Source organism: Salimicrobium humidisoli (assembly GCF_002295105.1).
GTDB classification, from domain to species: domain Bacteria; phylum Bacillota; class Bacilli; order Bacillales; family Halobacillaceae; genus Salimicrobium; species Salimicrobium humidisoli.
Map to the genome: position 1 here is coordinate 1 of NZ_NSGH01000039.1, position 7,090 is coordinate 7,090.

Sequence of the window (7,090 nt, forward strand, 5' to 3'; positions counted from 1 at the left end):
TGAAGTGTACCCCAGAGAGCCCTCAAGATATTCCCTTACCACCTTTACCTTAAATTCTTCACTATACTTGGACATAAAAACACCCCGGAAGTTAGATTTTTTACTCTAACTTCCGGGGTTCACTACCTTACCGGCCGGTAATGGAGGATTTTTAAGTGTATACAGGGGAAGCGGTTCAGTGTACGTTCCTGAATAAGCCGACCACTTTTCCGAGGATGGTGACGTCATCGAGAAGGATAGGCTCCATGGAGGAGTTTTCCGGCTGAAGGCGTACGTGATCCGCTTCTTTGAAGAATCGCTTCACTGTAGCTTCACCCTCGTCCGTCATACCGACAACGATATCTCCGTTCTGCGCGGTGTTCTGCTTACGGACGATTACTTTGTCTCCGTCCAGAACGCCGGCTTCTATCATACTCTCCCCCTGGATGACGAGTATGAAAGTATCTTCTTCCGTGCTGCTTATCGTATCCGGCACCGGAAGGTATTCTTCGATATTCTCTACTGCAGTTATAGGAACACCGGCGGTTACTTTACCGATTACGGGGGCGAACGTCGCTTCCCCTTTAGGGATTTTAGTACCTTCCTCCAGATCTATCACTTCGATCGCCCGGGGTTTCGTCGGGTCTCTCCGGATGAAACCTTTCTTTTCCAGTCTCGCGAGGTGTCCATGTACGGTAGAACTGGAAGCAAGTCCTACGTACTTCCCGATTTCCCTGACGGACGGGGGATACCCTTTGTCGATTACTTCCTGTTTTATGAAATTCAATATTTCCTGCTGTCGTTTGGATAGGTTAGTCATAATGTCACATCCTGTATAGAAAATTTATTACATATATTGTAGCACGTAGGGTGCCGGAATACAAACACGCGTTCGAACTTTTGTGTTGACAGGAACAATAGTTCGTATATAATGATAACTACACGAACATAAGTTCTAAGGAACAATAGTTCTATCGGGAGGTATTCCATGTTTCATAAATTATCCAAGCAGGATCTTACTCATATCATTCTGTTCATTCTGAGTCTGGTTTTCCTATACATCTCAATGGTTTCCAGTGTTTAAATCCTGTATCATTTTTCTGTGGGAGAGGTGGTAAGGATGAAAGCGGTCTTGTATTGCAGAGTAAGTACGGAAAAAGAGACCCAGGTTACGTCTATACAGAGACAGAAGGAAGAACTTAAGGAACTTGCGGAGAATCATAGTATGGATATTGTGGAAGTTATCGAAGAAAAAGCCAGCGGATACTCCATCGAAAGGGAGGGTATACTTCGTGCCCTTGATATTTTCTCCTCGAAAAAAGCGGAAGCACTCCTGATTCAGGATGAGACGAGACTCGGCAGGGGAAACACGAAAATCGCCCTTTTACACCAGCTCGAAAAGCTTGATGTAACGATCTATACGGTGACGGGAAGCGGAGAGATGGAGATTTCTGAGTCTGATTCCATGGTTCTGCAGATCGTCGGAGTGGTGGAAGAGTATCAGCGCTATCTTCATAACATGAAAATCCGACGTGGGATGAAAAAAGCGGTGGAAGATGGCTATGACCCTTCCAAAAATTTGAAGAATATCGACCAGGCCAGGGGGCGGGAACGTATTGATTTCCCTGTAGAGGAAGTGGCACGTCTCCGGGAAAAGAAGCTCACGTTTCAGGAAATTGCGGCTACTCTCCGCGGTATGGGGTATGATGTCTCCAAGGCGACAGTGCATCGCAGATATAAAGAAAGCCAAACATTTGAAAATGAAAATACGTCGCGTTATCATGATTAAAGATAATACCCTTCAGTATATACAGGGTAAGTAAAGAGGTGACAAAACATGTTGGCACAACACAAGCTTGATCGTATAAACGCTTTAGCTAATAAGAAAAAAGAGCAGGGACTTTCTTCTGAAGAGCAGAACGAACAGCATGAATTACGTCAGGAATATTTACAGAACGTGAGAAAATCTTTCAAGAACCATTTGAAAGGAATGACAGTCATCGATCCGGAAGGACAGGACGTTACTCCGGAGAAAGTGAAACGCATGCAGCAGAATGAGAAAAAACATTAAAAACCTGCGGGAATCGCAGGTTTTTTGTGTGAAAGCGGTTTACTGACTTGCTACGAACCCTATTTCATTATAGGATTATACTTGTTACATATTCCGCATCAGAAAGGGGAATGGCATTGACTAAAGATATTGAACAGAAGTCTATTAATACTATTCGTACACTGACGATCGATGCAGTGGAAAAAGCGAGCTCGGGACATCCTGGTATGCCGATGGGCACGGCGCCTATGGCTTACAAACTCTGGACGGAGTATATGGATCACAACCCGAAGAACTCCGACTGGTTCAACCGTGATCGGTTTGTACTTTCGGCAGGCCACGGATCCATGTTGCAGTACAGTCTGCTTCATCTTTCCGGATATAACGTAACGATGGATGATATCAAAAATTTCCGCCAGTGGGACTCCAAAACGCCCGGACATCCGGAAGTGGGGCATACACATGGCGTGGAAGCTACGACCGGACCGCTCGGCCAGGGTATTGCCATGGCTACCGGAATGGCGATGGCGGAAGCCCATCTTTCGGCCAACTACAATACAGATAAACATTCGATCATCGATCATAATACGTATGTCATCTGCAGTGATGGAGACCTTATGGAAGGTGTATCTCAGGAATCCGCGTCTCTTGCGGGTCACCTTGGTCTCGGAAAACTCATAGTACTATATGATTCCAATGACATCTCTCTTGACGGGGAGTTGAACCGTGCGTTCAGTGAAAGCGTAGAGAAGAGATACGAAGCCTACGGCTGGCAGGTGCTGCGTGTAGAAGACGGAAATGATACGAAAGCTATCACCGACGCACTCGATAAAGCGAAGAAAAACACTGAACAGCCGACGATGATCGAAGTGAAAACCGTCATCGGCTACGGTGCACCGAATAAATCGGGTAAAGCGGATGCGCACGGAGCACCTCTTGGAGAAGAGGAAGTGCAGCAGACGAAAGACTACTATGGCTGGGAATATGAAGAACCGTTCTATGTGCCTGATGAAGTTTATGAAGACTTCCGGGAAAAGATCCAAAAGCGCGGGGAAAAGAAAGAAGAAGAGTGGAATAAGCAGTTCGAAGAATACAGGAAAGCTAATCCTGAGCTGGCCGAAGAGCTTGAGAAAGCCATCAGAGGGGAACTTCCGGAAGATTGGGAACAGGTCCTCCCTGCTTACGACACGTCCAGTGACAAAGCAGCCACCCGTGCAACGTCCGGGGAAGCGATCAACGCTCTTTCCGATAAAATCCCTTATTTCTTCGGCGGAAGTGCCGACCTTGCAGGCTCCAATAAGACGACGGTCAAGGCACAGGAAGACTTTTCTAGAAATAATTATGCAGGAAGAAACATCTGGTTCGGTGTCCGCGAACACGCTATGGCAGCGGCTCTGAACGGAATGGCTTTGCACGGCGGCCTTAAAGTATACGGAGGCACGTTCTTCGTCTTCAGTGACTACCTGCGCCCGTCTCTCCGTTTGTCGGCTATTCAGAATCTTCCGGTAAATTATGTGTTTACGCATGACTCTATTGCTGTAGGGGAAGACGGTCCGACTCACGAACCTGTAGAACATCTGGCAGCACTTCGGGCCATTCCGAACCTCTCGGTCATTCGCCCGGCAGACGGGAACGAATCCAGTGCGGCGTGGAGACTGGCACTGGAATCCACGTCCAACCCGACAGCTCTCGTATTGACCAGACAGGGACTGCCGACATTGGAAGGGACGAAAGAGAAAGCCTATGAAGGTGTGAAAAAAGGAGCTTACGTGCTCAGTGACTCCGACAAAGACACGCCGGATACCATTCTTCTGGCTTCCGGATCGGAAGTACAGCTGGCTATGGCAGCCAAAGAAGAGCTTAAGAGCAAAGGCGTGGATGCCCGCGTTGTCAGCATGGCTTCCTTCGATCGTTTCGAAGCTCAGAATGATGCCTATAAAGAAGAAGTATTGCCGAACAGCGTACGAAATCGTGTAGCTATTGAAATGGCTTCTTCCTTCGGCTGGGAGCGTTTCGTCGGTCTCGACGGTAAAGTAGTGGGTATTGACCGCTTCGGAGCTTCGGCGCCTGGAGCGACCGTTATTGAAAACTTCGGTTTTACTGTCGAAAATGTTGTGAAGCACGTAGAAAGCTATGTAAAGTAAGACAAGAATCGGGGACTTCGGAAAATTATCCGGAGTTCCTGTTTATTACATAAGGCTCTTCACTTCCGCAGTTTTAAGGGCGGAAGACATAGCCGATGTCCGAGGTCTTGAGTTTTAAGCCCGGAGGAACGATATGGTATAATACAGGTACATAAACGTCGGGGAACAGCAGTCCGGTAACGGGTCCCGGGTACAGTTTTGAGATTTTTCAAACGTGACCGGCGGGTGCCGGAAGTTATGATCGAAGCTATTGAATCATAAATATTGTGTGCATCTGTTCACCCGTCTATTGTAATCCCCGTTTCAATTTACTATACTGTTATGGGATATATTATGAAAGGGGAAACTTATTATGGAATTAGGAATTATATGGATTATTCTGATTGCATTAGTCGCGTTAATAGCAGGAGCGGCTTTAGGCTTTTTCATCGCCAGAAAATATATGATGAATTATTTGAAGAAAAACCCTCCAATCAATGAACAGATGCTGCGGACACTGATGATGCAAATGGGTCAGAAACCTTCACAGAAGAAAATCAATCAGATGATGAAACAGATGAATAACCAGATGGACAAGTAAGCGTCACTCCATCTTCCCCTGCCCGTCCTGCCGGCTATACGGTATGGCGGGCAGGTTTTTTGTGTTTTACGGGAATACGTTAACACGTAATATAAATTACATTTAATCCTTAAAAGAAATCGAAGGATTTTTTACGAAAGCGTACGAAGATATGTTTTCTAACGAAGAACAGCTTACTGATACATTCCTTCAGGGGATCATTTCTCCTTACGTGCAGGAGCAGGGCAAACTGAGCCTCGTACGCAATGCAGCTGCATTAAATACGAACCATACTACAGCCCTCACTTATAAACTTCCAAAGATTGAACCCCCTGTGCTCCTGCTCTGGGGAACGGAGGACCCGTGGCAGCCTGTGGAGACCGGGGAACAGCTTGAAAGAGATCTTCCCGACTGCAAACTTATCAGGTTAGATGACGCCGCTCCTTGGGTTCCTCAGGAGGTGCCTGATAAATTTTCAGCAGAAATAAAAGCATTCGTCTAAATGCCCGGTGGATAAAACAGGCAGGGCCCCGGCCGGGGGCCTGCCTGTTTTATGGTCTCCGTTAAACTGGAGGATAGTGATAAAAAATGAAGAAGGTATCTCTGCTTTTCAAATAACGGATATGGTATGATACACCTGTAAAGCTTCAAACTGAAGCGGGATGATGCCTGACTATCCAACGGCATTGTTGACGTGTTCGGAAACTACGTAAAGGAGGAATCCGGATGGAACTCTATTTCTCGCGCAGCACATCTCCTTTGTCCCGGCTGATTCAGTATTTCACGAAAGGAAAGTGGAGTCATAACGCCATTAAAGTCGGGGATTACCATATTATCGATTCCCGTTTTCCGGGAGGAGTCCGGATAAGGCACTTTGATTTGAAAGATTACGAAATACTCGAAGTGGAAGGAAACCCGCGTAAAGCCCTGAAACACATTGAAAAACGCTACGATCTCAGACTGTTTTTCTGGTACGGCATTAAATACGGCAAACCATGGAACGATCCGAACCAGATGATTTGCAGTGAGCTGATCGCGGAAGCGTCCAATGATGAGAACTTACGTGGTAAAACGCCAAGCGAACAGTACAGGTATCTCAAAAACAGGGAAAAGGTGATCAAAGACACGAAGCGGTAGTGTTATAACTTAGAACTTAGTAGCAACTCCGAAATAATAATAAAACAATTGCTAATAGATGTCGTTCGTCTTTTATGATTATTTTTGATAGAATGTACTCAGCTATGTAATTGAAAGGTCACAGGGGGATTTTTTGCTATGAAAATTAACAGTAATGATTTGATATTGAAAACGATGACTTCCATCATCGCTTTTATTCTGCTAGGATTTTCGATATATTTATTTTTTGCCGGGCACAATGCTCCCGGGGGAGGGTTTATCGGCGGTCTGATGACGTCCGCAGCCATCGTTCTGATGAATATGGCTTACGGACAGGAGGGGATGAAGAGTTCCCTGCCGATCAACTTCCGATTTCTGTTTAAACTGGGACTGCTGATCGCTCTTGCGACAGGCATGGGGTCGTTTTTATTCAATGAACCTTTTCTCAGTCAGACATTCGCCTACTTTCAGCTTCCCGTGCTCGGACGTACCGAGTTAGCTACGGCACTGCTGTTTGATCTCGGGGTTTATCTCACTGTTATCGGGATTACGATGACCATCATCTTGTCGATCGCCGAGGATCATAAAGAAGAACTCTCGGAGTAAGGGGTTATTCGATGAATACGTTTTTATTAATAGCTTCTACGATAGTCGGTGCTTTTATGGCAGTAACGATGATATTCGTACGGAAGAAAGTCGCGGAAAGACCTGCAAGCATCAAAAAAATCGTGCTCCCTCCTTTGTTCATGAGTTCGGGGGCGCTGATGTTTCTGTTTCCGGTCTTTCGGATCAGTCTGTCCCAGGTGCTGGAGGCTCTCAGCGTCGGAGTGGTATTTTCGGTTTTTCTCATACTTACCTCCCGTTTTGAAACACGTGGAGGGGAAATCTATCTTAAACCGTCCAGACTTTTCATAGGAGTTCTGTTCGGTCTGCTGGCATTCCGGGTGGTATTTAAGCTGATCATCGGACAGACGATTTCTTTCGGGGAGACGAGCGGGATGTTTTTCGTTCTAGCTTTCGGAATGATCGTATCCTGGCGGATAGCTATGCTTTATAAATATCTCCGCATACAGAAAAGTCTGGAAACGACAAAAGCACCGCTATAAAAAGCGGTGCTCAGGCTGTCGAGAAAGTCTCGGCAGCTTTTATTTTTTTCTGTTTTTTAAATAGATCACCGCGTTAATTTGTTATAATAGCTGTAACTTATCAACGAAAGGTGATTGGATGTTTCAATCTAAAACT

9 protein-coding genes are annotated in these 7,090 nt (G+C 45.9%); 8 read left to right on the forward strand and 1 reads right to left on the reverse strand.

All coding sequences use genetic code 11. From position 1 onward, the window contains the following. Positions 1 to 175 precede the first annotated feature (175 nt). Positions 176 to 799, reverse strand: coding sequence for a transcriptional repressor LexA (gene lexA, locus CKW00_RS13245; RefSeq protein WP_008587744.1), 624 nt, complete (start codon positions 797 to 799; stop codon positions 176 to 178). Positions 800 to 1,099: 300 nt separating this feature from the next. On the opposite strand from lexA, the gene CKW00_RS13250 reads away from it, so the two are divergent. From CKW00_RS13250 to CKW00_RS13285, 8 genes are all read left to right on the forward strand, one after another. Continuing rightward, on the forward strand, positions 1,100 to 1,768 hold the full coding sequence (locus CKW00_RS13250) for a YneB family resolvase-like protein (RefSeq protein WP_095822962.1): 669 nt from the start codon (positions 1,100 to 1,102) through the stop codon (positions 1,766 to 1,768). Positions 1,769 to 1,816: 48 nt separating this feature from the next. Further along, the gene (locus CKW00_RS13255; RefSeq protein ID WP_008587740.1) at positions 1,817 to 2,050 is read left to right on the forward strand and encodes a DUF896 domain-containing protein; all 234 of its coding nucleotides are present in this window, start codon (positions 1,817 to 1,819) and stop codon (positions 2,048 to 2,050) included. A 110-nt stretch (positions 2,051 to 2,160) separates the two neighbouring features. Beyond that, on the forward strand, positions 2,161 to 4,173 hold the full coding sequence (gene tkt / locus CKW00_RS13260) for a transketolase (RefSeq protein WP_408640535.1): 2,013 nt from the start codon (positions 2,161 to 2,163) through the stop codon (positions 4,171 to 4,173). A 352-nt stretch (positions 4,174 to 4,525) separates the two neighbouring features. Next, complete coding sequence (locus CKW00_RS13265) at positions 4,526 to 4,753, forward strand: YneF family protein (protein WP_008587736.1); 228 nt, start codon at positions 4,526 to 4,528, stop codon at positions 4,751 to 4,753. Positions 4,754 to 4,904: 151 nt separating this feature from the next. Further along, a complete protein-coding gene (locus tag CKW00_RS13270) occupies positions 4,905 to 5,234 on the forward strand; it encodes an alpha/beta fold hydrolase (RefSeq protein ID WP_198951645.1) in 330 nt (109 codons plus the stop codon). A 224-nt stretch (positions 5,235 to 5,458) separates the two neighbouring features. Then, entirely contained in the window at positions 5,459 to 5,869 is a 411-nt protein-coding gene (locus CKW00_RS13275; RefSeq protein ID WP_095822963.1) for a hypothetical protein, read from the forward strand. 138 nt (positions 5,870 to 6,007) lie between these two features. Next, positions 6,008 to 6,454 carry a Na(+)/H(+) antiporter subunit B gene (locus CKW00_RS13280; RefSeq protein ID WP_095822964.1) on the forward strand — a complete coding sequence of 149 codons (447 nt, stop codon included), beginning with the start codon at positions 6,008 to 6,010 and terminating at the stop codon, positions 6,452 to 6,454. An 11-nt stretch (positions 6,455 to 6,465) separates the two neighbouring features. After that, positions 6,466 to 6,954, forward strand: coding sequence for a CcdC family protein (locus tag CKW00_RS13285; protein ID WP_076570486.1), 489 nt, complete (start codon positions 6,466 to 6,468; stop codon positions 6,952 to 6,954). Positions 6,955 to 7,090 lie beyond the last annotated feature (136 nt).